This window comes from Pseudomonas acericola (SeqCode) (assembly GCF_053456465.1).
In genome coordinates, this window is record NZ_JBRFJB010000003.1 from 896,758 (window position 1) to 919,269 (window position 22,512).

Annotated in this window: 16 protein-coding genes; 10 read left to right on the top strand and 6 right to left on the bottom strand. The window is 62.3% G+C overall.

Features of this window, described 5'->3' with window-relative positions:
* Positions 1 to 37: 37 nt before the first annotated feature.
* From ACU688_RS16115 to ACU688_RS16130, 4 genes are all read left to right on the top strand, one after another.
* On the top strand, positions 38 to 868 hold the full coding sequence (locus tag ACU688_RS16115; protein ID WP_448185558.1) for a TauD/TfdA dioxygenase family protein: 831 nt from the start codon (positions 38 to 40) through the stop codon (positions 866 to 868).
* A gap of 158 nt (positions 869 to 1,026) precedes the next feature.
* Positions 1,027 to 3,480 carry a TonB-dependent receptor plug domain-containing protein gene (locus ACU688_RS16120; protein WP_448185559.1) on the top strand — a complete coding sequence of 818 codons (2,454 nt, stop codon included), beginning with the start codon at positions 1,027 to 1,029 and terminating at the stop codon, positions 3,478 to 3,480.
* 9 nt (positions 3,481 to 3,489) lie between these two features.
* The gene (locus ACU688_RS16125) at positions 3,490 to 5,010 is read left to right on the top strand and encodes an FAD-dependent oxidoreductase (RefSeq protein ID WP_448185560.1); all 1,521 of its coding nucleotides are present in this window, start codon (positions 3,490 to 3,492) and stop codon (positions 5,008 to 5,010) included.
* 131 nt (positions 5,011 to 5,141) lie between these two features.
* Positions 5,142 to 5,504, top strand: a complete 363-nt coding sequence (locus ACU688_RS16130; RefSeq protein ID WP_448185561.1) for a 4Fe-4S dicluster domain-containing protein — start codon at positions 5,142 to 5,144, stop codon at positions 5,502 to 5,504.
* A gap of 338 nt (positions 5,505 to 5,842) precedes the next feature.
* Here ACU688_RS16130 and ACU688_RS16135 read toward each other — a convergent pair whose 3' ends face one another.
* Positions 5,843 to 6,433, bottom strand: coding sequence for a hypothetical protein (locus ACU688_RS16135; protein WP_448185562.1), 591 nt, complete (start codon positions 6,431 to 6,433; stop codon positions 5,843 to 5,845).
* Entirely contained in the window at positions 6,420 to 10,709 is a 4,290-nt protein-coding gene (locus tag ACU688_RS16140) for an RHS repeat-associated core domain-containing protein (RefSeq protein ID WP_448185563.1), read from the bottom strand. The genes ACU688_RS16135 and ACU688_RS16140 overlap by 14 nt, the downstream gene beginning before the upstream one ends.
* Before the next feature lie 285 nt (positions 10,710 to 10,994).
* Here ACU688_RS16140 and ACU688_RS16145 point away from each other — a divergent pair, with 285 nt between their 5' ends.
* From ACU688_RS16145 to ACU688_RS16170, 6 genes are all read left to right on the top strand, one after another.
* Positions 10,995 to 11,969, top strand: a complete 975-nt coding sequence (locus tag ACU688_RS16145; protein WP_448185564.1) for an ABC transporter substrate-binding protein — start codon at positions 10,995 to 10,997, stop codon at positions 11,967 to 11,969.
* 11 nt (positions 11,970 to 11,980) lie between these two features.
* Positions 11,981 to 13,330 carry an LLM class flavin-dependent oxidoreductase gene (locus ACU688_RS16150; RefSeq protein WP_448185565.1) on the top strand — a complete coding sequence of 450 codons (1,350 nt, stop codon included), beginning with the start codon at positions 11,981 to 11,983 and terminating at the stop codon, positions 13,328 to 13,330.
* Positions 13,327 to 14,010 carry a peroxiredoxin-like family protein gene (locus tag ACU688_RS16155; protein ID WP_448185566.1) on the top strand — a complete coding sequence of 228 codons (684 nt, stop codon included), beginning with the start codon at positions 13,327 to 13,329 and terminating at the stop codon, positions 14,008 to 14,010. The genes ACU688_RS16150 and ACU688_RS16155 overlap by 4 nt, the downstream gene beginning before the upstream one ends.
* 124 nt (positions 14,011 to 14,134) lie before the next feature.
* Complete coding sequence (locus ACU688_RS16160; RefSeq protein ID WP_448185567.1) at positions 14,135 to 15,304, top strand: acyl-CoA dehydrogenase family protein; 1,170 nt, start codon at positions 14,135 to 14,137, stop codon at positions 15,302 to 15,304.
* Positions 15,301 to 16,245, top strand: a complete 945-nt coding sequence (locus ACU688_RS16165; protein WP_448185568.1) for a D-isomer specific 2-hydroxyacid dehydrogenase family protein — start codon at positions 15,301 to 15,303, stop codon at positions 16,243 to 16,245. The genes ACU688_RS16160 and ACU688_RS16165 overlap by 4 nt, the downstream gene beginning before the upstream one ends.
* Positions 16,246 to 16,540: 295 nt before the next feature.
* Positions 16,541 to 18,661 carry a TonB-dependent receptor gene (locus ACU688_RS16170; RefSeq protein ID WP_448185569.1) on the top strand — a complete coding sequence of 707 codons (2,121 nt, stop codon included), beginning with the start codon at positions 16,541 to 16,543 and terminating at the stop codon, positions 18,659 to 18,661.
* A gap of 5 nt (positions 18,662 to 18,666) precedes the next feature.
* Here ACU688_RS16170 and ACU688_RS16175 read toward each other — a convergent pair whose 3' ends face one another.
* From ACU688_RS16175 to ACU688_RS16190, 4 genes are read right to left on the bottom strand one after another with little or no spacing between them, the layout of a single operon-like run.
* Positions 18,667 to 19,434 carry an energy transducer TonB gene (locus ACU688_RS16175; protein ID WP_448185570.1) on the bottom strand — a complete coding sequence of 256 codons (768 nt, stop codon included), beginning with the start codon at positions 19,432 to 19,434 and terminating at the stop codon, positions 18,667 to 18,669.
* The gene (gene tolR, locus ACU688_RS16180) at positions 19,431 to 19,877 is read right to left on the bottom strand and encodes a protein TolR (protein ID WP_448185571.1); all 447 of its coding nucleotides are present in this window, start codon (positions 19,875 to 19,877) and stop codon (positions 19,431 to 19,433) included. The genes ACU688_RS16175 and tolR overlap by 4 nt, the downstream gene beginning before the upstream one ends.
* A 15-nt stretch (positions 19,878 to 19,892) precedes the next feature.
* Positions 19,893 to 20,585: a protein TolQ gene (gene tolQ / locus ACU688_RS16185; protein WP_448185572.1), complete on the bottom strand. Its 693-nt coding sequence runs from the start codon at positions 20,583 to 20,585 to the stop codon at positions 19,893 to 19,895.
* A 46-nt stretch (positions 20,586 to 20,631) separates the two neighbouring features.
* The gene (locus tag ACU688_RS16190; RefSeq protein WP_448185573.1) at positions 20,632 to 22,494 is read right to left on the bottom strand and encodes a phytase; all 1,863 of its coding nucleotides are present in this window, start codon (positions 22,492 to 22,494) and stop codon (positions 20,632 to 20,634) included.
* Between the last annotated feature and the right edge of the window lie 18 nt (positions 22,495 to 22,512).

Genomic DNA, 22,512 nt, shown 5'->3' on the forward strand with positions numbered 1-22,512 from the left:
AGGCGGAGGCTGAACCCACACACGAGAGGACACCCGCATGACCCTGCACATCACCCGCCTGGAACCCACTATCGGCGCCGAAATCGCCGGCATCGACCTGCGCCAGCCGCTGACCCCAGCCTTGCGCGACGAACTGCGCCAACTGCTGCTCACGCACAAGGTGCTGTTCTTCCGCGACCAGGCCATCAACACCGAACAACAGATCGCCTTCGCCAAGGAATTCGGCGAGCTTTACGTGCACCCCACCACCCAGCAAAACGACCCGACGCGGCCCCAGGCGCACCTGATCGAAGCCCAGGACGAACGCAAGCTCTACGGCCCGCGCATCAGCGGCCGTTGGCACACCGACACCAGCTGGCTGCTGCAACCCACCCTCGGTGCGGTACTGCGCGCGGTGGACTTGCCCGAAGTCGGCGGCGACACCCTGTGGGCCGACGCCGGCGCGGTGTATCGCGCCCTGCCCGATGAACTGCGCGCCGAGATCGACCACCTGCACGTGGTGCACGACTTCAAGAAGTCCCTGGACAAGGTCGGCTACGACTACCCGATCCTCGCCCACCCGTTGGTGCGCACCCACCCGGAAACCGGTGAAGACGGGCTGTTCATCAACTTCTCGCAGAACCCCTCGGTGATCGGTTGGACGCCGCAGCAAAGTAAGCAATTGATCGACCGGCTGCTGCTGGAATTCAACAAGCCGGAACACCAGGTGCGCTTCAAGTGGCGCCCCGGTTCAGTGGCGTTCTGGGACAACCGTTCGACCCTGCACTACCCCGTTTATAACTACGGCGACTACCCACGCCGCATGGAGCGGGTGCTGATTGCCTATGACGATATTCCGCATCGGGTAAGAGCGGCCAACGCAGCCTGAACCCTATTTAAGCCCCAACAAAGATCCCCTGTGGGAGCGGGCTTGCCCGCGATGGCGGTAGACCAGCCAGTATTTCTGTCGCTGACACACCGCCATCGCAGGCAAGCCAGCTCCCACAAGGGATCTACGGCGTTCTTTCGTCTTCTGGAATCAGCCCCATGCCTGCATCCCGCTTTCACTACTGCGCAGCCGCCCTCAGCCTGCTCGCCATCCACACCCCGGCCCAGGCCGAAGCCCCCGACAAAACCCTCGGCACCGTGGTCGTCACCGGCAACCGTGGCAACCAGGCGCGCACCATCGCCGACAGCCCCTCACCCATCGACGTGATCAGCGCCGAACAGCTGCAAGCCAGCGGCAAGGTCGGCCTCAAGGAACTGCTCGCGCGCCTGCTGCCGTCCTTCAACCTGCCGGCGATCAACGGCGGCGGCACCTCATGGTCGGTGCGCGGGGTGACCATGCGCGGTCTCTCGGGTGACCAGGTGCTGGTGCTGGTCAACGGCAAGCGTCGCCACAACACGGCGCTGATCAACAACCTCGCGCGCATCGGCACGGCGGCGGTGCCGGTCAACCTGGACTTGATCCCGGTGTCGGCCATCGACCATATCGAAGTACTGCGCGACGGCGCCTCCGCCCAGTACGGCTCGGATGCGATTGCCGGGGTGATCAATATCATCCTCAAGGAAAACGACAGCGGCGGCAGCGCCGAAACCTCCTTCGGCCGCTACGGCGCGGGCGACGGCGACACCGTGCACCAGACCGTCAACTACGGCCTGCCGCTGCCCAACGACGGCTTCGCCAACCTGGCGCTGGACGTCAAGGAACAGGAACCTTTTGACCGCACCGGCAGCGCCACCGGCCGGCTCTATGGCACCGCCGCCAACCCCGACAGCCGCGACCAGACCGCCAACCGCCACGGCTGGAACCCCAGCTACGGCCTGGGCCGCGAGAAGGTCACCAACGCCAGCTACAACCTCGAACTGCCGTTGCAGGACGACCTCAAGTTCTACTCGTTTTCCACCGCCAGCTACATGGAAACCACCAAGGTCACCGGCAACTATCGCCCCAACGAAATCACCTCATTGGCCGGCGACCCGAACACGCCCTACCCCGACGGTATCCATGCACAACGGCGCAACCGCACCAAGGATTTCCAGGTCGCCGGTGGCTTCAAGGGCCTGGTCGGCGGCTGGGACTACGACATCAGCTCCACCTGGGGCGAGGACGATTCCACCCTGAACGCCAACAACACCCTGAACCCCTCCTGGGGCCCGACCAGCCCGACCTCGTTCAACCTGGCCTCGCAGATCTTCGACCAGTGGACCAACAACCTCGACCTCAGCCGCACCTTCGACATCGGCCTCAGCCACCCCCTGCAAACCGCGTTCGGCTTTGAATACCGCTGGGAGAAATACCAGATCGAAGCTGGCGACTACGCGTCCTATACGCCGGGCAACTACGTGCTGCCCAGCGGCCCGTTCGCCGGGCAAACACCGCTGCCGGGGCTGGCCTCCTACAACGGCACCAGCACAGCGGATGCCGGCGAGATCAGCCGCAGCAACGTCGCCAGTTATGTTGACCTGGGCCTGGACGTGACCGACCGCTGGTACGTCGGCGCCGCCGCCCGCTACGAGCGCTACACCCAGGACATCGGCAGCACCTGGAGCGGCAAATTGTCGACGCGCTTCAAGCTCACCCCCGAATTCGCCCTGCGCGGCACGATCAACAATGGCTTTCGCGCACCGTCCCTGGCGCAGACGATCTATGCCTCATCCACCTTCACCTCCGGTGGCGTGGTCAATGGCCAACAGGTCTCGGTGCCGGTCAAGGTGCTGCCGGTGGACACGCCTGAAGCGCAAGCGTTGGGCGCGGAAAAACTCAAGCCGGAAAAATCCCTGAACTACAGCTTCGGCTTCACCTACGAGCCCACGCAGAACTACCGCTTGACCACCGACCTGTACCAGATCGGCATCCGCGACCGCATCGTCTCCACCAGCCTGCTCGGCGGCCCGGCGGTGTCCCAGGTGCTGGTCGCCAACGGCCTGTCGCCGGGCCTGTACGCGCAGTACTACACCAACGCCGTCGATACGCGCACCCGTGGCGTCGACATCATCAACGAGTACCGCCAACAGCTGGACCAATACGGGCAAGTGCGCTGGAGCCTGGCCTACAACTGGAACCAGACCAAGATCGAAAAACTCCAGGACACCCCGCCCGCGCTCGCTGGCCTGGGCTCCAACTACCAGATCTTCGACCGCCGCCTGCAAAAAGACCTGACCGTCGCCACGCCGCAATCCAAGCTGATCCTGGCGGCCAACTGGAAAGTCAGCGCCTACACCCTGAACCTCGCCCTGACCCGCTTCGGCAGCTACACCGAAGGCGACAACAACCCGATCAACGACCGCAAATTCAGCGCCAAGTGGATCAGCGACGTGGACGCCGCCTACGACATCAACAAGCACTTCACCGTGGCCCTGGGCGCCAACAACCTGTTCAACGTGTACCCGGACAAAAAAGGCATCAAGGACTGGGCCGGAGGCTACGAGTACGGGCAGTTCTCGCCGTTCGGCTTTGGCGGTGCGTATTACTACACGCGCCTGGCGTATAACTTCTGAGGCCCCGACATGACTGAATTGAGCTGCGATGTGTTGATCGTCGGCGGCGGCCTGGCGGGCACCTGGGCCGCCATCGCGGCGGCCCGCGAAGGGGTCAGGGTAATCCTGGTGGACAAGGGCTACTGCGGCACCAGCGGCGTCACCGCCACTGCCGGCCCCGGGCATTGGTGGGTGCCACCCGGCGCACGCGAAGCCGCCATCGACAAGCGCCTGGGCACCGCCTACGGCCTGGCCGATGCGCGCTGGATGGCCCGCGCCATCGACACCACCTGGACCAGCCTGCCGGGCCTTGGCGACTACTACGCCTTCCCGCAAAACGAACACGGCGAAACCCAATACCGTGGCCTGCGCGGCCCGGAATACTTGCGCGGCCTGCGCCGCCGCGTGCTCGACAGCGGCGTGACGATCCTCGACCACCACCCCGCCCTGGAACTGCTGCGCGACGACCACGGCCGCGTGGCCGGCGCCCGTGGCTGGCGGCGCCAGGCCGGTGGCGACTGGTTGATCCGCGCCGGCGCCGTGGTGCTGGCCACCGGCGGTTGCGCATTCCTCTCGCGCCTGCTGGGCAACCACACCAACACCGGCGACGGCTACCTGATGGCCGCCGAAGCCGGCGCCGAACTGTCGGGCATGGAGTTCTCCAACTACTACTGCATCGCCGCAGCGGGCAGCAGCATGACCCGTTCGATGGTGTACAGCTTTGGCGACTACTTCGACGCGGCGGATCGACCCTTGGCAATCAGTGGCGGCCCGGGGTTTACCGAGGACTTGGCCAGGGCGCTGCTCAACGGCCCGGTGTATTGCCGCTTGAACCGGGTGCCTGCGGATATTCGGGCGCAACTGCCGAGCATCCAGCCCAACCTGATGCTGCCGTTCGATCGGCGCGGGGTGGATCCGTATCGCCAGCGGTTTGCGGTGACGCTGCACCCCGAAGGCACCATTCGCGGTGTCGGCGGTTTGCGCCTGCTCGACGATGACTGCCAAACCAGCGTACCCGGCGTCTTCGCTGCCGGTGATGCGGCCAGCCGTGAGCCGATTGCCGGCGCCACCTCCGGTGGCGGCGCGCAGAACTCGGCGTGGGCGTTGTCCACCGGGCAATGGGCTGGGCGTGGTGCGGCACGGTTGGCGCGGCAGAAACTTGCGTATCACGGCGCACTGCGCGGGTTCGATGGCGCTGCGGGGGGCAGTGCGCAACTGATCCAACGGATCCAGGCGGAAGTCCATCCACTGGACAAAAACCTGTTCCGCAGCGGCGAGCAACTCGCACGTTCGCTGCGCGAACTCGACAACATCTGGGATCAGGTGCGCTCCACGACCCCCTCACCCAACCCCCTGCGCGCCCGCGAAACCGCCGCCATGGCCGCCACTGCGCGCTGGTGCTACACCGCTGCGGCGCTGCGCAAGGAGAGTCGCGGCATGCACCAGCGCAGCGACATGCCAAAGCAGAGTGCGGGGTATGACGGGCATTTGCGTCTATCTGGCGTGGACCAGATACAGGCGCGCTTCGACCCCGTTTCCACGAACTATTAGGGCGCTTCTGTGGCGAGGGAGCTTGCTCCCGCTGGAGTGCGAAGCGCTCCCAAAAAGCCGGCTCCAGCTGCGCTGTTGAACGGGAGCAAGCTCCCTCGCCACAAGTGATTCACACACAAGAGATACCTAACATGATCGAACTGATCTACTCCGACCTGTGCAACGGCTGCGGCCACTGCATCACCGTCTGCCCCACCAACGTCCTGGCCGCCGACGTGCTGGGCAAACCCGTGATCGCCGAGCAACAGGCCTGCCAGACCTGCTTCATGTGTGAGCTGTATTGCAGCAGCGACGCGCTGTATGTGGACCCCGACGTCGAACACCTGCGCCATCCCGATCCAGTGGCGGTGCGTGAGGCCGGGTTGCTCGGGCAATACCGCCGCGACTCGGGGTGGGATGAATGGGCGGATGATCCCAGGCATCAGAATGAGCATTGGCGTATGGATGGGATATTTGCGTTGGCGCGAGGAGTGGGCGGCAACCTGAAAGTATGACGCCGGCCTCAAACACGTTGATCGACATAGGGCGATTGAAAAGCCTCAAGATTCAACCGGCTTTTCTCTCGAGGAAAGCAAGGGTCCGCATTAATGTCTGATATCAGACGAATTTACGCAGAAGGCTCAGGTTTGGGCTCATTGGAAAGCCTGTTCTTATTATTTTGGAGGAATGCATTCCACACTAACCGATCCGGTGGCGATTGCGGTCAGACCAAAGGGTCATCTCCAACACCACCACCGTGCCGATTCCCGCGCGGTTTGCCTTGTCTAGACACGCCATAGGCATCACGGGGCTCGGTACCGGCAGGTTATTGGTAAGCGTAAACGCAGAATGTTCAACATGCCTGAGTGATGGTATGGAAGATCTTTTTCTCTTCATCAAAAAACAGATACGCCTGGGCGCAGTCATGACTCAACTCACTGATGTCGAGCTGCCCTAGGAAAACCGTCGGTCTTCCGTCTACCACCGGCCAATCGGGGCCTTGCAACCACTTCGGCGTTGCTCTAAGGCACCTGAAGTCAGTTTTTATTTTGTTCTTCAGCCAAGATTGCAGCTCTTTAGGGCTAAGATTTTTTTGCTCTTCTACCAGTTTTAAAAAATATTCAGCCGGCAACGACAACCATTTCGGCTGAACTTTTAGTGTCAGACTGAATAGGTTTTCGTACTTTTTTTCCACTGTATGAACAATGCCTTTCTTGCTCAGAACTGCAGAAAGCAGCGTTTGAATATTGTAGATGCACTCTAGATTCAGATAGTCCTGACCGATTGCATAGCTGTAAAGATCGGGCTCATTGATATAGGCCGGAAGGTTACCCTCAACTTCAAGCAACGCTTTGACTTCTGGATCTGAGTAAATCATCTCTTCAAATGCTTTGGGTGAAATGGTCCCTTCGACGAATTCCGTGATGATTTCAATAGCGGTCATTGTTTGTTCCTAGGTGTCTGAATTCATCAATCGCAGCGTGCTGTTCCCGAGTGACCTCACGCAAATTTATAGGGTTGTTGATATCTGCTCCACCCTTACGTTGGGGGATGTGGTGATGCAACTCCATCGATTTTCCGTACGCGTCCGTCGGCGCAGCACCGCGCTCCATACGACTCATGTTAGCCGGACTGAACTCACCTGAAGACTTTGAAGCCGTATAGCGGTTTTTCCAGTATCGGCTTCTGACCACATCCCACTCGGGCGCCTTGCCGTTGGCCATAGGTTTATCTATCGCCTGCCCTCTTCTCCAACGCTTGAACTGAACACAGCTCCAACCCCATGGATCAATCCAGAAGATGGGGTTTGGCGCATATTGATAGAGGTTCAGACCACCCATTAACCCAATCGGATCCCGCGTCGCAAACCGCCCCACATCCGGGTCATAAAACCTGAACGTATTGAAGTGCAGCCCCGTCTCCCGATCCAGATACTGCCCCTGGAACCGCAGGTTCTGTTCTTCAATGTAGTCAGGCTCGCGCACCTCTTCCAGCGCGCTGCCCCACACCCGGTATGTCGCGCGCCAGGCGTTGTGCCCATCGGCTTCAGTCAATTGCTCCGGCAAGCCGTTCAGGTCGTTGTGGTAGTAGCGGATTTTCTGCTGCAGGCCGATGCCATCGACGCGCGCCAACGGCTCGTAGCCTTCGTCTACATAGATGTAAAGGCTGGTCTGGCTGTGTTTATGCTCCTGCAACAAGCGCAGGCCATCCCAGGTGAAGCGGGTTTCGCCCAATAGATAACCGCTGCTGTCCTGCTCGGTTTTGGCGATGCGCCGGCCCAGCGGGTCGTAGGTCATGCGCACCACGTTGCCGCTGGCGTTGTGCACTTCGATCAGCCGGTGTTCGGCGTCGTAGGTGAAGCGTTGCAGGCCACGCAGAGCACTGCGTTTTTCGATCATTCGACCGAAGCCGTCGTAGCGGTAGCGCTTGTCCTGGTAGGTCAGTAACTTGTTGTGCCTCACTAAGCCGGCACTCGACTGTGCCCCGTCCAACAGGTTGGCGGCAGCATCGTAGGCGAAGGTTTCCAGCTGGCCTTGGGCATTGTCCTGGGTGGCAATGATCCGCCCGGTTGCGTCGTAATGCAGCAGTTGGCGTTGGCTTCCTTCCAAGCGACCGATCAGGTTGTCGGCGGGGTCGTATTCGAAAGTCTTTTGTTGCGCAGGCGGCAACTGTCGGGGCTGGCCTGTAGGGCTGCGTTTGCGCGAGCGCAACCGGCCGCAACGGTCGTATTCGCTGCGGGTGGTGATCTGGCCCTGGGTGCGCAGCACTTCGCGGTGCAAACGGTCGCGTTCGAAGTCGCTGACGACGTGCCCCTCGAGGTTGATCTGGTGCAGGTGGCCGCTGCCGTAGTAAAAGCGGTTGAGCCAGCGGCCGTCGGGCAGTTGAGTCTGGCTCAGGTTGCCGAGTTCGTCGTAGCGATGGTGCAGCTTGCCGGTTGCACTCTGCTCGCACGTCAGTTGACCGAGTGCGTCATAGGCAAACCCCAGTGCTTGGGCATTTCCTTGCCGGTCGGTGGTGGTGACGGCGATGAGTTGGTCGGTTAGATCGTAGGCGTATTCGGTTCGACCATCGTCAGTCTCCTTGGCCAACAGACGGCCGACGGCGTCGCGCTTCAGGCGATGCACGATGGAAGAGGCATCATCCAAAGAGAGGTACTCGACCGCGATCAGGTTGCCCAGCGCGTCATAGGCATAACGCCGCGCACTGCCATCAAGGTCTTGCTGTTGTGTAAGGCGGTCGCCCTGGTCCCAGGCAAAGCGATAGTGCTCGCCGTTTTCATTGGTCAGGGTTTGCAGTCGGCCGTAGGCATCGTGCCGATATTCGATCTGGCGGCCATGGGCATCAATGCGCCGCACTAGCTGCCCGCGCCGGTCGTATTGGTAGCGGGTAGTGTGGCCCGCCGCATCGGTGTAGGCGGTCAACTGGCCACTGGTGTTGCGCAGGTATTGTTCGATGTAACCGTAGGGCCGTTCGATTTGCAGCAATCGGCCGTCGCGGTCGTGTTGATATCGCTGGCGTTCACCGACTGCATCGATAAGGGTTTGTAAATGACCTCGACGGTCGTACTCGAATCTTGTGGCATAGCCCGAACAATCGACCTGCTCGATCAACTGCCCGGTTTCATTCCAACGCTGGGTTTTGCGCTTGCCCATGGCGTCGGTGATTTCGACGACCTGACCAAAACCATCATGGCGATAGCGCATGACGTGTCCCAGCGGGTCGGTTTCACTGACGCAATTGCCGCGTGGATCGTATCGATACTGCCAGCTGTGGCCGGCTGCATCGGATTCAACCAATGGCAGCGACCAGTGTTCCAGCCACACAGTCGATTCAATACGCCCCAGCGGATCTTGCGTGCTGCACAGGTTGCCGACTGCGTCGTAGCCGAACCGCCACTGCCCGCCCCGGGGATCGGTCGCGCCGAGCAACTGGCGCTCATCATTCCAGTCGAACTGCCAGGTGTGCCCCAGGTTATCGGTGTATTCGGTGATCTGGTACTGCGCATTCCAATGGCGGGTGCTGACCCGTTGCAAGCCATCGCTAATCCGTGTGATCCCGGCACTCAGGTCGTAATCGAAGCTGTAGTCGTCGCCCTCATCGCTCCAATGCCGCACCACGCGCCATTCACGTCCGTCCACGCAAGCCCATTGGTAAAAGCAGCGCAAGCCCGTGGGCAGTTGGTGTTCGACCATGCGTTGGGCGTTGTCATAGGCGAAGCGGCGTTGCGTGTGCCCAATTGCATCGCGAACTTCCAAGAGGTCGCCGCAAGCGTCATAGCCATAGCTGGCGAGGATTTCTCGGCTGTAATCCGGGTACAGGCGCTCAATCTGCTCGACCCGCCCGGGCCATTGCTGGCTGTAGCCTAGCTCGATCCGCACATCGCCAAAGGTATCGCGCAACTGGCTCAGGCGGCCCTGTGCGTCATAGTCGAGAAAGACGCGGTTGTCATTGCGATCACCCAACTGGCTCAAGCGCAAATGCGCAGGGTTTCCCGGTGCGGGTTCAAACAGCCGATACAGCCCTTCGGCACTTTCAATCAGCAGTTGGCCGCCAGCATGGCGCCGCACGCTCAACCCTTCGCCGGCGCTGAACACCGCTGCACCCAGCGGGATCACGCCCATGTCGATCCGGCGAGCCTGCTCATCGGTGTAGACCAGCCGCTCGCCACCGTCGGGATGCCGGTCTATCTCGACGAACACCTCATAGGCCACACTCCAACTCGCGCCGAACAGACCGTTACGGCGCTCATCCCGGCTGCTGTAGTAGCGCTGCCACTCGATCGGCAGCCGGCCAGGCAAAGCGAAATCCAAGTCATCTTCACCGTCGAGGATCTTCGCGCCGGTAGCGCTGTGCACCGGGTTGGGCGAACCCACCACCGCCGCAGTGAGGGCGTTGGTCACCTGGCTGGATCCCCATGACACCAACCCACCCACCGCCATGCAGGGCAGCTTGCTGAAGAACTTCACCCCGTCACCGCGTAATGCCAAAAGCGCCGTCACCGCCAGCCCGACACCCGGCGTCTCGCCGCTGCGAATCTCACGCACCACCACGGGCGCGCCACCGATGACCACGTTGGGCGAGATCTGCACCTTGCCCACCGTGGCTTCACAGGTGCTTCTGTCTCCACTACGCACGGCGGGCTGGCCGTTGATGAAGACCTTGCTGGAACCTTCGGCAAGGTACTGCTCAGGCATTGGCGGGTGCTTATTACAATCGACCGTATCGGCAGCACAAGGCACAGCGCCCGTCACCGGTGCAGCGACCGTAGGGCGCCAGAGCTGAGAGAAAAAACCTGCGGCGATATCCAGATAAGTCGGTTCACTGCCCGCTTCTGCCACGGCGGCGGCGACTTTTCCGGCCGCCCGCGCAGCAGGTTTTCCGTTGATAAAAACATCCGGCGAACCGCTGCTGATGAAGGCATCGATGACCGGTGGGAAAAGTGCGTTGGCGAAAGACTCACATAATCGTGAAAGGCCTGTGTCGGCACCGATTGCGCCCATGCCGAGCCCGACCACCACACCCACCACGGCTCCCAGCACAACGCAGCCAAGGCCGCCTGTCGCCACAGTGATGCCGGTTGCTGCCACAACGGCCGCCGTGGCCAGCGCGGTCACGGCCACCATCGCCGCTATCTCCAGCACGCCGCCCAACACGTCCGCCAGCATCGAGCTGTGCAACAGCGCATCGCCCTCGCGGGCGGCCCACAGCGTATCCGTCATGCGCAACAATCCCTGTCCGAAAAGACCGGGATCAAATCACGCAGATACGCAGATGCTCAGGTGACACTTTCCGAGTGGCACGTAGGAAAGCTCTTGAAACCCTCAACACCAAATGCAATTAAAGAATAATCAACAAGATCATAATCAATATTTTTAATAATTAACATATAACCAAAAAGAACTTCACAGAGCGTTCTTATGGGAATAACGTCAACCCACTCACCGACCCCTTCTCCAGGCGGAGGTAGCCGAACCCTTTCTTGATCTGCCTGGAGCCTGCATCCCATGGTCTTTACCACCCCCTTCAAACGCCTGCTCCTGGGCACCGCCCTCGCCCTCGGCCTGATCGGCAGCGCCCACGCTGCCGACCTGCAACCGCTGCGGGTGGCCAATCAGAAATCGACGATCAAGGCGCTGCTGGAAGTCTCCGGCGAAACCAAGAATGTGCCCTACGAAATCCAGTGGTCGGAATTCCCCTCGGCCTCGCCCTTGGGCGAAGCCCTGAATGCCGGTGCCGTGGATATTGGCGCCCTCGGCGATGCGCCTTACGTCTTCGCCCTCGGCGCCGGCGCCTCGCTCAAGGTGGTCAGCATCATCCACGCCGAAGGGCGCAACACCACGGCACTGCTGGTGAACAAAGACTCGCCGATCAAGACCGTCGCCGACCTGAAGGGCAAGAAGATCGTCACCGGGCGCGGTTCCATCGGCCATTACCTGGCGATCAAGGCCTTGGCCACGGCGGGCCTGACCACCAAGGATGTGCAGTTCATCTTCCTGCTGCCGAGTGAGTCACGCCTGGTGCTGGATAACGGCACCGCCGACGCCTGGGCCACCTGGGACCCTTACACCACCGTGGTCACTTCGCAAAGCCACGCGCGCGTGCTGATCAGCGGCAACCAGCTGTTGAGCAACCACCTGTACCTCGCCGCCACCAGCCAAGCCATCGCCGACAAGCGCCCGCAATTGGATGACTTTGTCGCGCGCCTGGACCGTGCCTACGCCTGGGCCAATGTGCACCCCAACGAATACGCCGCCGCCCAGGCGAAGATCACCGGACTGCCGCTGGAAGTGCATGTGGAAGTGGCCAAGGACACGCGCCTGACGCCGGTGGCCATCGACGATTCCGTCATCAGCGGCCTGCAAGCCACCGCCGACATCTACCAACAAGAAGGCCTGCTGACCAAGCACATCGATGTGTCGCAGGGTTTCGACAAGAGCTTTAACGCCAAGCGTGCCCCCCTCAATCAAGCCTCGCGCTAAAGGAGCAGAACATGAGCAAGCCACGTCAATTGAAACTCGGAGCCATGGTCCATGGTGTCGGTCACGGCTGGGGCGAATGGCGCCATCCGCAGGCCCAACCGAATGCCAGTACGAATTTTGGTTTCTACAAGCAGCAGACTGAACTGGCCGAAGCCGCCAAGTTCGACTTCGTGTTCATCGCCGACAGCCTGCATATCCACGCCAAGTCCAGCCCGCACTACCTCAACCGCTTCGAGCCGCTGACCATCCTCTCGGCACTCGCCGCGATCACCACGAATATCGGCCTGGTGGCCACCGTGACCGTCAGCTACACCGAGCCCTACCAGGTCGCGCGCCAGTTCTCGTCCCTGGACCATATCAGCGGCGGCCGCGCCGGCTGGAACGTGGTCACCTCGTGGCTGAGCGGTACCGCCGACAACTTCGGCAAGGCCGAGCACCCGCCGCACGCCGTGCGTTACCGCATCGCCAAGGAACACGTGAACGCGGTCCAGGGCCTGTGGGATTCCTGGGAAGACGACGCCTTTGCCTACGACAAGCAAAGCGGCGAGTTTTTCACCCCGAGCAAGCTCCACGCGCTGAACCACAAGGGCGAATTTTTCTCGGTCAAAGGTCCGTTGAATATCGCCCGTTCGCGTCAGGGCCAGCCGGTGATTTTCCAGGCCGGCACCTCTGAAGATGGGCGCAACTTTGCCGCCGAAAACTCCGACGCAATCTTCGTGCATGTGGAGAGCATCGAGGAAGGCCTGGCGTATTCCCAGGACCTGAAACGCCGCGCCAAGGGCTTTGGCCGTGACCCGGACAGCCTGTCGATCCTGCCGGGCATCCGCCCGATTGTCGGCCGCGATGCCGCCGAAGTGGAAAGCCGCTATCAGCAAGCCGTGGACCTGGTCACCGTCGAAGACGCCATCGTCGCCCTCGGCCGCCCGTTCAATGACCATGACTTCAGCAAATACCCGTTGGACGCGCCGTTCCCGGAACTCGGCGACCTCGGTTCCAACAGCCAGAAAGGCGGCTCCGACCGCATCAAGCAGCTGGCCAAGGACGAAGGCCTGACCCTGCGCGAAGTGGCCCTGCGCTTCTCACGGCCCAAACGTGATTTTGTCGGCACCCCGGAGCAAGTCGCCGATGCGATCCAGACTTGGTTCGAAACCGGCGCCAGCGATGGTTTTATCGTCAACTCAGTGCTGCCTGACGGCCTGCAATACTTCACCGAACTGGTGGTGCCGGTGTTGCAACAGCGCGGCCTGTTCCGCACTGAATACAGCGGCCACACCCTGCGCGACAACCTTGGCCTCGATGTGCCGGCCAACCGTTACAGCGTCACCGCCGAGGTAGAAGAAAAGCAGGAGGCGCTGGCATGAGCGAATCTCTCAACCGCCAACTGGCGGACCTGCACGCCGAGCGTGTAGCGACCTGGGCGCCGGAGTCGTTGCAGGTCAATATCGACCAGCGCCAGCGCCTGTTGGACGAGGCCCGGCCGGACGACTACGTGCAGGTCGGCGACGAGCTGGACCCGTTTACCCTGCTCAACGTCGAAGGCGGCGAACTCAACCGCGAGCTGCTGCTGGCCGACGGCCCGGCGGTGCTGGTGTTCTTCCGCTTTGCCGGCTGCCCGGCGTGCAACATTGCCCTGCCGTATTACGAGCGCCAGCTCTACCCACGCCTGCGTGAACTCGGCGTGCCGCTGGTGGCCGTGAGCCCGCAAGTGCCTGAGCGCCTGGTGGAGATCAAGACCCGCCACAACCTGCAATTGCTGGTGGCCAGCGACCAGGACAACAACCTTGGCCGGCGCCTGGGGATTCTCTACAGCTTTGACGAGGCGTCGCGTAATGCCGCGTTGGCCAAGGGCAACAGCATTGGCGAGACCACCGGCACCGGCACGTGGGAGTTGCCGCAACCGACGGTGGTGGTGATTGCCAAGGACGGCACGGTGGCGTTTGTGCAGGTGAGCCCGGATTGGTTGGTGCGCACGGAAGCTGAGCCGGTGTTGCAGGCCGTCGAGCGCTTGCTCGCCGAGCAGCCCGTACGCCTGGCCATCTGACCCACCCTAATCTCTGTGGGAGCTGGCTTGCCTGCGATGGCGGTGTATCTGTCACACATGTGCCAGCTGATATACCGCTATCGCAGGCAAGCCAGCTCCCACATTTTTGACCGAGTACATTTCTATGACCCAACCGTCTCTACGCTCCGTCGAAGTCGCCAATTTCGAAGCCCTGCTCGAACGTCTCAGCGCCGAGCTGGCCAGCACCGCGCACCTGTATGACGAGAGCGGCGCCTTCCCCCACGCCAACTTCAAACTGCTGCACGAACACGGCCTCGTCGCCCTCACCGTGCCCAAAGCCCTCGGCGGTGGCGGTGCCAGCCTGCCCCAGGCGCGCAAAGCGATCAGTGCGATTGCCAAGGGCGAACCCTCCACCGCGCTGATTCTGGTGATGCAGTACCTGCAACACACGCGCCTGCAAGACAGCAAAACCTGGCCCGCGCACCTGCGCACCCAAGTGGCCGAAGACGCCGTGCGTAACGGCGCATTGATCAACGCCCTGCGCGTCGAACCCGACCTCGGCACCCCGGCCCGGGGCGGCCTGCCGGCGACGACCGCCGTACGCACCGCCGAAGGTTGGCGCATCAGCGGGCGCAAGATCTACTCCACCGGCAGCCACGGCCTGACGTGGTTCAGCGTGTGGGGCCGCAGCGACGACGCCGACCCGCTGGTGGGTGCCTGGCTGGTGCCCAAGGACAGCCCCGGCATCACCATCATCGACACCTGGGACCACCTGGGCATGCGCGCCACGTGCAGCCATGAGGTGGTGCTCGACAACGTACTGGTGCCCCTGGACCACGCCGTTGGTGTAAGCCCGTGGAGCGCGCCGTCGCCGGAGCTGGATGGCGAGGGTTTCCTGTGGATGTCGGTGTTGCTGTCCTCGGTGTACGACGCCGTGGCCCACGCTGCGCGGGACTGGTTGGTGAACTGGCTGGAAGAACGCGCACCGTCCAACCTCGGCGCCGCGCTGGCGACCTTGCCGCGCTTCCAGGAGACCGTCGGCCATATCGACACCCTGTTGTTTGCCAACCGCAGCCTGCTGGACGCCGCCGCCGAAGGCCACACCCCGGCCGCCAATGCCGCACAGTTGAAGTACCTGGTGACCAACAACGCGATCCGCGCCGTAGAACTCGCCATCGAAGCCTCGGGCAACCCTGGCCTGTCGCGCCTCAACCCATTGCAACGGCATTACCGCGACGTGTTGTGCAGCCGCGTGCACACCCCGCAGAACGACGCTGTGCTGCAAGGCGTCGGCAAAGCCGTCTTCGCCCAACGCCAAAAGGAACGCACATGAGTCAGGTGATTATCGCCAGCCAGCTGGACGAAGATTTCAACGAGGTGATCCGTGAGCGCCTCAAAGCCATTCACCCAGACGCCCAAGTGATTGGTGTACCGGTTGGCGTGCCGAGCGACCTGCCACCCCAGGCCAATATCCTGCTGCTGCGCCCGATCAACGTGCGCGGCTACACCGCCCCGGACACCCCGCCACCGGGCTGGCCGTACGGCGCGCAATGGGTGCACCTGGTGTCGTCTGGCATCGATTTCTACCCGCAGTGGCTGTTCAACGGCCCGCCGGTGACCACCTCACGCGGCAGCGCGGCGGACAACCTCGCCGAGTTCGCCCTGGCGGCGATCTTTGCCGCGTCCAAGCATTTGCCGGATATCTGGGTGAAGGATTCGCAATGGAATTTCACCCCGCTGCGCCCGCTCAAGGGCACCACGCTGGGCATCCTTGGATTTGGTGCGATAGGCGAGAGCCTGGCGCAGAAGGCCTTGGCGCTGGGCATCAACGTTGTGGCGCTGCGCCAAAGCTCGGCGCCGTTCACTGCGGGCGTGGAGGCCGCCAAGGATATCCACGACCTGTTCGCCCGCGCTGACCATCTGGTGGTGGCCGCGCCGTTGACCGAGGCTACACGCAACCTGATCAACCGCGACGTGCTGGGCAGTGCCAAGCCGGGGCTGCATCTGATCAACATTGCGCGCGGTGGCTTGCTGGACCAGGAGGCGTTGCTGGAGGCGCTGGATAACGGCCAGATCGGCCTGGCCTCGCTGGATGTGACGGAGCCGGAGCCGTTGCCGGATGGGCATCCGTTGTATACGCATCCACGGGTGAGGTTGTCGCCGCATACGTCGGCGATTTCGACGAATAGTCGGCATGAGATTGCGGATACGTTCTTGGCGAACCTACAGCGCTATCTGAGCGGAATCGAACTGGCCAACCTCGCCAACACCTGACACAACCCAAAAAATGTGGGAGCTGGCTTGCCTGCGATAGCGGTCTATCAGCCGAGGATGTGCAAGCTGATGCACCGCTATCGCAGGCAAGCCAGCTCCCACATGGAATATTTTCAGGGCTGGAAATATGATTATCAAATGGCATTTTATGCACCAATAAAATGCATATTATTAATAATTAACATATAACAAAACGGACTTTTACGAACGCCCCTCATATCCATATTGTTACAACCAGCACCGACCCCTGACCAGGTGGAGGCCTTGCCAACCACCACTCTCTCAGGGGTCCACCATGAGCCATATCGCCGCGCCCAACCGCCTCACCCTCGCCGTCTCGCTCGCCTTGTTCAGCGTCTACACCCACGCCGACGACGCCGCGCTGCCGGTGGTGAATGTCACCGCCGAGCACCGTAGCGAAGACCTGCAAAAAACCCCGCTGGCGATCTCCGCCTTCGATGAAAAGACCCTCGAAGACAAACAGATCCGCAGCGTGCGCGATCTCTCCGGCCAGGTACCGAACCTTACCCTCAGCCGCCAATCGATCTCCTACAGTGCGCAGACCTACGGCATCCGTGGCATCGGCGAAACCGACCCGATCCAGGAAGCCGCCGTCGCGGTGTATGCCGACGACCTGTACATCCCCCGCGCCATTTCCTCGATGCTGGATTTCAACGACGTCGAACGCGTCGAAGTGCTGCGCGGCCCCCAGGGCACGTTGTACGGGCGCAACAGCAGCGCCGGCGCGATTCGCGTCATCACCCGTGACCCGAACCAGGAAACCCGGGGTTTCGTCGAGCTTGGCGCGGGCAATTACAACGCGCAGAACGGGCGCTTCCTGATCAGCGGCCCGCTGGTGGACAACGCCCTGTTTGGCAGCTTCTCGGCGATTCGCCTGACCCGCGACGGCACCGTGTCCAACCCGACACGGGGCAAGGACGTCAACAACGTGGATATCCAGTCCTATCGCGGCAAGCTGCGCTACAAGCCCGAGGATTCACCGTGGGATGTGCAGCTGACCCTGGCCGGCACTTTTGATCGCGGCGACACCACCAGTTATTCGCCGTTCGATGCCAACGGCCATTTCGACAAGTTCAAGAGCTACAGCAGCCTCGACCCGAAAAATCGCCTAGACCAGGGCAGCTCGGTGCTGCGCGCCATCTATGCCATCAACGATCACCTGAACGTCAAGTCGGTCACTGCCTGGTCGTCCTTCAACCAGCCGGTGGATTACGACAACTCCGGCCAGGCCGCGCTGATCCAGAACAACCTGATCCTCTACAAGCAGAACTACGCCACCCAGGAGTTCCAGCTCAACGGCGACTACGACGACTTCAGCTTCAGCACCGGCCTGTACCTGTACCGCGAACGCTTCGACGCCGACCGCGACAACCTCACCTACTCCATCGCGCGCAACCGCGTGATCGGCCAAGGCCAATACAGCACCACCAACACCGAAAGCTATGCGCTGTATGGCCAGGGCACCTACAAGATCACGCCGCAACTGTCGCTGATCGCCGGCTTGCGCTTCACCCGCGAGCACAAGAACTTCGAGTTCACCAACTACGCGATCAACACCGACCGGCAGATCACCGGCACCAACTTTGCCGCCGAGTCGAGCAAGTCCTGGCAGTCCACCAGCCCGAAAATCGGTTTCGAATACGCCTGGACGCCACACCTGAACCAGTACGCCTACGTGGCCAAGGGCTTCAAGGCCGGCGGCTACGACAACCGCGCGCCGACCCGCGCCGCCGCCGAGCAGGCGTTTTCGCCGGAGGACGTGACCACCTGGGAAACCGGCTTCAAGGGCGACTTCTTCGACCAGCGCCTGCGCGCCAACGTCGCGCTGTTCTACAACGACTACAAGGACCTGCAAACCAACGCCTACGACCCGGCGCTGGGCGTGAGCCTGCGCACCAACGTCGGCCAGGCCCATACCTATGGCGTGGAGCTGGAAACCCTCACCGCCCTGAGCCGCGACTTGCAGTTGACCGCCAACCTCGGCTACCTGCAAAGCCAGTACGATGACTTCCAGAACGCCAGCGGCGCCGGGGTGGATGCCAACGGCAAGCAACTGGTGTTCTCGCCGCGCTGGAACGCCAGCGTGGGTCTGAACTACACCATCCCGGCCGGGCTGCCCGGCACCTGGTTGGCCGGCACCGACGCGCAGTTCCAGACCAAGTCCTATGCCAATGCGCTGAACGACGATATCCAGGAAGTGCCGCAGCAAACCTTCTGGAACGCCAATACCCGCTACATCAGCGGCGACGGCCACTGGACCACCACCCTGGCGGTGAAAAACCTGCTGGATCGCGCCTATCCGCAATCGGTGGGCTACGTGCCGTCCAGCGGCGCGCGTTACTACTCGGTCAACGATCCGCGCACCCTGTTGCTGTCGGTGCGCTACGACCTTTGACCGGTTTATTTGATGCGGTAGTGGAAGGTATTGCGCACTGCCGGTACGGCGACGGCCTTGCCTTCAACGATGCGCGGCTGGTAGCGGAAGGTGTTGGCGGCGGCCAGTGACGGGCGCATGAACAGCGGGTGGCAACCGTCCAGCACCTTGGGGTTTTCCACGCGGCCCTGAGTGTTGACGGTGTACTCCACCGAGCAATCGCCCTCGATGTTCTTGTCCAGGGCGCGCTCGGGGTAGTCCGGCGCTTCCTTGCTCAAGGGTTGGTACTGGCGGCTGTCAAACGCCGGGGCCGCTGTGGGTGCGGCCGGGCGCGCGCGTTCGGCGGCCAGGCGTTCCTGGCTCAACCGTTGCTGTTCCAGTTCACGGTTGCGCTGTTCGCTGGCCAGGCGTTCCTGCTGTTGCTCGGCTTTCTTCTCCTCGACCCGTTTGCGCGCCAAGGCGGCTTTCTCCAGTTTTTGCGCCTGGATCTGCGGATCGACCACGGGTTTTGGCGGCACAGGCACAGGCACGGCGACCGGCTCCGGTGGTGGTGCGGCGACGGCCACCGGTTCAGGCACCGGCACTGGCGCGGGCGGCAGCATGACCAATTGGGTGTGCATCACCCGTGGCGCCTCCACCACGGGTTTTTCCGTCGACCAGCCCAGCATCAGCACGGCCAGCACACCGACGTGCAACGCCACCGCGAGGCTGGCGGCGAAGCTGTTGCGCCAAAACCCGGCGCTGTCCCTGGGCGCAATTGAAAGCTGTGGACTGTGCATGATCATCGCCGTCATTGCGGGGCCTCGGTCACCAGCCCCAGGTTGCTGACACCACCCTTCTGCAACACCGCCATGGCCGCGACCACGCGACCGTAGCCGGCGTTGTCGTCGGCACGGATATACACCTGGGTGTCGCTGCGCGCCGCCACCACCTGCATGACCTTGGCGCCCATTTCCTCCAGGCTCACGGCGCTGTCGGTCTGGTGCTGGGTGTCGAGTTCGCCGCCGAGGTTCCAGTAGTAACCGCCGTCGGCTTGCACCGACAGCGTGATGATCTGCTGGCGCGTATCCGTGGCCAGCGCCTCGGCGGCGACCTTGGGCAGTTCGATCTTCACGCCCTGGGTCAGCATCGGCGCGGTGACCATAAAGATCACCAGCAGCACCAGCATCACGTCGATATAGGGCACCACGTTCATCTCGGCCTTGGGCCCGTGCTTGCGTTGCGGCCTGGTCAACATGGGAAGTTTCCTTTTTCAGGCGGCCACGGCCAGGTTGATCGACGTGCCGCGCAACGTGCGGTGCAGGCGCACTTGCAGTTCATTGCCGAAGGCGTAGTAACGGGTGAGCAAGGTCTGGCCACGGGCGGCAAAACGGTTGTAGGCGATCACCGCCGGGATGGCCGCAAACAAACCAATGGCGGTGGCGATCAACGCCTCGGCAATCCCCGGTGCAACGGTGGACAGCGTGGCCTGCTGCACCTGGGACAAGCCGATAAAGGAATTCATGATGCCCCACACGGTGCCGAACAAACCGATATAGGGGCTGACCGAACCCACGGTGGCGAGGAATTGCAGGCCCTTTTCCAGTTCGATTTCCTGCTCGGTAATCGCCACCTGCAAGGCACGCTCGACGCCTTCCAGCACGGCCGGATCATGGCTGTGCAGGTGCTGATATTCCTGCACCCCGGCGATAAAGATCGGCGCAATGCCGCCCTCGCCCGCCTGCACAGTGTCACGGCACAGCGCCTGCAAGTCGGGTGCCGCACGAAAGCGCTGCACAAAGCCGTTCAACTGACGCTCCAGGCGGCGCAGCACCGCGCCGCGCTGGATGATCAAGTACCAGCTGAGCAAGGACGCCAGCAGCAGCGTGACCATCACGGCCTTGACCAACAGGCTGGCGTCGCTGATCAATCCCCAGATCGTCATATGTTCCATCGTCGCGTGCATGGTGAACTCCTATTCGAATAAAAAGTGATGACCGGGTGATGACGCGTCACGGCAATTTCAGCGTGCGGGTCACGTCGGCCCAGGGCACGAACTTGAAGTTCTGGGTCTGCTCGGGCATGCGCTTGCGCCCGTCCTGCACTACCAGCATGCCTTGGCTCCACGGCCCACCGAGGTTGATCGCGGTGACTTCCAGGCCATCGGTCTCCGAGGCGCCATCGATACCGGCAGCAGCGTTGAGGCCAACGCGGAACGCGCCGTGGGTGGCGAACGGCGGCTCGGCATCCACCACCAGATAGCTGTCATTGCCTTGACTGGAGATCACCAGGTAATCACGCTTGTCGCTCTGGTACAGCGCCAGGCCTTCAACATCCGCATGCAACTGCGGCCCCACCTTGATCACGCTGGTGAGCTTGGCCGGTTGATCGGCACGCGCATCCACGGCCCATACGCCGACGTCTTCTTCACCGATGAACAGGCGCTGACGCTGATCATCGGCGACGCAGCCTTCGGGTTGGCTATCGACCTTGAACTGGCGCACCAACTCGCCCTGCACGCGGCCATCCGGTGCACTCAGGCGGTATTGCAGGAAGGTGCCGTCCTTGTCGTTGGCGATGGCATAGATCTCACCGCTGGCCGGCTGGAACAGGCAAATGCCATAGATCGCCTTGAGCGGCGTCGGCACTTCACCGGCTTCGCGCAGCTCGCCGGTGCTACGGTCGATGCTGAACAGGCTCAGGCTGTTGTGATCGCGGTTACTGGCGACCGCGAGGTCAACGGTTTGCGTACCCAGCTTGAATTTCGGGCGCACGTCGACGTTGTTCAAGCGCCCGACTGCCAGCTCCTGTAACAGCTTGCCGTCGAGGTCGTAGGCCAGCAGGCCCTGCTTTTTGTTGGTGCCAAGTACACGGCTTTTGGCCGGTTGTTCGGGGTGAATCCAGATCGCCGGGTCATCCGCCGCATCGCCCTGGCGGCCAACGGGATCGGTCTGGCGCACGGCAGCGACTTCCGGGATCGCCGCATCGGCCGGCACCGGCTTGGCCTGCCAGTTGAGCGTGCCCTGGTAGAGCTTGCCCGTGTCGTCATCGCGCACCAGCAGTTGCTGGCCGTTGATGCTGAGTTGCTCCGGCTCCTTGAGGCCCGGCAGGTTCAGGCTCGCTTGCTCGACCCAACGCTCACCGGTTTGCTGGAACAGATGCAGTTGGGCGGTCTTCGGATCAAGCGCCACCACACCACCCGGCACCAGCGCCATGGCCCCGGCTTCGCGCTTGGGCGTGTCGAACACCGCCACCGGCGTGCGCTTCACATCGGCTTCCGGGTGCGCTGGGTAGGCCCACCAGCCGACGTTTTCTTCGTTGACCACCAAGCGGTTGGCCGCGTCATCCACCTGACAGAACTGCGCCGACGGCGGCAACGGCAAACCGCGTACGCGCTGGGGCTCGCTCAACAGCGTGGCGCCATTGCCCACCAGCCATTGCTCACCTTTGCCCTCTTCACCCACCAGGAACACAAACAGGTTGGCCGCCGAATCGCGGTACAGGCACAGGCAGTTCACTGCGTAGTCACGGGTGGGCAGGTAGAGCGATTTGCCGAAGGTCTTGGCGGTAGCGTCGAGGCTGATCAACAGGGCTTGCTGGCGATCGTTGTCGAGGCTGGCCACCAGGGTCTGGGTGCCGGCAGCGCGGGTGTCGAGGCTGCTGAAATTGCCGTTGAAGCGCGCCAGCTCGGCGCCCTTGGCATCGAGCAGTTGCAGGCCGTCGCGGGTGCTGGCGGCGAGGCGTGCATTGGTGTTCAAGATCGTCACGGCCTCGGCGTTGAGGCTTGGAGCCCAAGGCGTCAGGGCCAAATCAGCGGCAAATGCGTGACCGCTGGTTGCCAGAACCATGAGCAGGTACAAGTTCGAAAATTTCATGAACATGCAAATCCTTCA

Coding starts and splice junctions, on each gene's coding strand:
- ACU688_RS16115 (WP_448185558.1), top strand. CDS start 38: ATGACCCTGCACATCACCCGCCTGGAACCCACTATCGGCGCCGAAATC.
- ACU688_RS16120 (WP_448185559.1), top strand. CDS start 1,027: ATGCCTGCATCCCGCTTTCACTACTGCGCAGCCGCCCTCAGCCTGCTC.
- ACU688_RS16125 (WP_448185560.1), top strand. CDS start 3,490: ATGACTGAATTGAGCTGCGATGTGTTGATCGTCGGCGGCGGCCTGGCG.
- ACU688_RS16130 (WP_448185561.1), top strand. CDS start 5,142: ATGATCGAACTGATCTACTCCGACCTGTGCAACGGCTGCGGCCACTGC.
- ACU688_RS16135 (WP_448185562.1), bottom strand. CDS start 6,433: ATGACCGCTATTGAAATCATCACGGAATTCGTCGAAGGGACCATTTCA.
- ACU688_RS16140 (WP_448185563.1), bottom strand. CDS start 10,709: ATGACGGATACGCTGTGGGCCGCCCGCGAGGGCGATGCGCTGTTGCAC.
- ACU688_RS16145 (WP_448185564.1), top strand. CDS start 10,995: ATGGTCTTTACCACCCCCTTCAAACGCCTGCTCCTGGGCACCGCCCTC.
- ACU688_RS16150 (WP_448185565.1), top strand. CDS start 11,981: ATGAGCAAGCCACGTCAATTGAAACTCGGAGCCATGGTCCATGGTGTC.
- ACU688_RS16155 (WP_448185566.1), top strand. CDS start 13,327: ATGAGCGAATCTCTCAACCGCCAACTGGCGGACCTGCACGCCGAGCGT.
- ACU688_RS16160 (WP_448185567.1), top strand. CDS start 14,135: ATGACCCAACCGTCTCTACGCTCCGTCGAAGTCGCCAATTTCGAAGCC.
- ACU688_RS16165 (WP_448185568.1), top strand. CDS start 15,301: ATGAGTCAGGTGATTATCGCCAGCCAGCTGGACGAAGATTTCAACGAG.
- ACU688_RS16170 (WP_448185569.1), top strand. CDS start 16,541: ATGAGCCATATCGCCGCGCCCAACCGCCTCACCCTCGCCGTCTCGCTC.
- ACU688_RS16175 (WP_448185570.1), bottom strand. CDS start 19,434: ATGACGGCGATGATCATGCACAGTCCACAGCTTTCAATTGCGCCCAGG.
- tolR (WP_448185571.1), bottom strand. CDS start 19,877: ATGTTGACCAGGCCGCAACGCAAGCACGGGCCCAAGGCCGAGATGAAC.
- tolQ (WP_448185572.1), bottom strand. CDS start 20,585: ATGCACGCGACGATGGAACATATGACGATCTGGGGATTGATCAGCGAC.
- ACU688_RS16190 (WP_448185573.1), bottom strand. CDS start 22,494: ATGAAATTTTCGAACTTGTACCTGCTCATGGTTCTGGCAACCAGCGGT.